Origin of the sequence: Mesorhizobium sp. M7A.F.Ca.CA.001.10.2.1 (assembly GCF_003998575.1) — a bacterium.
Classification (GTDB): domain Bacteria; phylum Pseudomonadota; class Alphaproteobacteria; order Rhizobiales; family Rhizobiaceae; genus Mesorhizobium.
The window spans coordinates 1-997 of sequence record NZ_RZQY01001117.1; the positions used below are offsets into that span (position 1 = coordinate 1).

The 997-nt window shown below is 66.4% G+C and carries 1 protein-coding gene; it reads left to right on the plus strand.

All coding sequences use genetic code 11. The annotated features are described in order from the left end of the window. A partial coding sequence (locus tag EN964_RS35525; protein ID WP_164776464.1) for a homocysteine S-methyltransferase family protein occupies nt 1-893 on the plus strand: 893 nt, incomplete at its 5' end. Between the last annotated feature and the right edge of the window lie 104 nt (nt 894-997).

Here is a 997-nt window from a genome sequence, read left to right on the forward strand (position 1 = left end):
TCCTCACCGATGGCGGCATGGGCCAGGAACTGGTCCGCCGCAGCAAATCCGAGCCGACGCCGCTATGGTCAGCCCGGGTGCTGATCGACGAACCGGATCTGGTGCGCGACCTGCACGCGGAATTCATCCGTGCCGGCGCCCGTGTCATCACCATCAACACCTATTCGGCAACACCCGAACGCCTGGCGCGCGAGGGCGCGGAAGACCTCTTCAAGCCGTTGCAGAAGCGCGGCATCGAATTGGCCAGACAGGCCCGCGACGAGGCCGGCGATGCAGCCATCGCCGGCTGCCTATCGCCGCTTTTCGGCAGCTATGCACCGGCACTGACCATTTCCTTCGAGGACACGCTCGATATTTACCGCCGCATCGTTGCCGAGCAGGCCGATGGCGTCGACCTGTTCCTGTGTGAAACCATGGCGTCGGCGGACGAAGCCCGCGCGGCGGTCACCGCGGCATCGGAAAGCGGCAAGCCGGTATGGGTGTCGTGGACGCTGGCCGACCACGGCAAGCCGCGGCTGCGCAGCGGCGAAGCGATAGCCACCGCGGCAAGCGCGCTCGACGGCCTGGCAGTCGCCGCGCGGCTGGTCAATTGCTGCCGGCCGGAAGCAATCGCCGCGGCTTTGCCTGAACTGATCGGCCTCGGCGGCCCGGTCGGCGCCTACGCCAATGGCTTCACGTCAACCGAAGCACTCAAGCACGGCGGCACCGTCGATGTGCTGCACGCTCGTCACGACCTTGGCCCGGATGCCTATGCCGACCAGGCGATCGGCTGGGTCGAGGCTGGGGCAAGCATCGTTGGCGGCTGCTGCGAAGTCGGACCACCGCACATCGCCGCTCTGCGCGACCGGCTCGAACAGGCCGGCTACGAAATTTCGGGAGTTTTGCATGCCTAGACCATCATCGCGCATTTCCGGCATCGTGCCTTCGGGCAAGGACGGCTGGGAAGTCCATTTCGCCGCCTGGACGCGCAAGGAGGGCGGCGAAGACATCATCATGC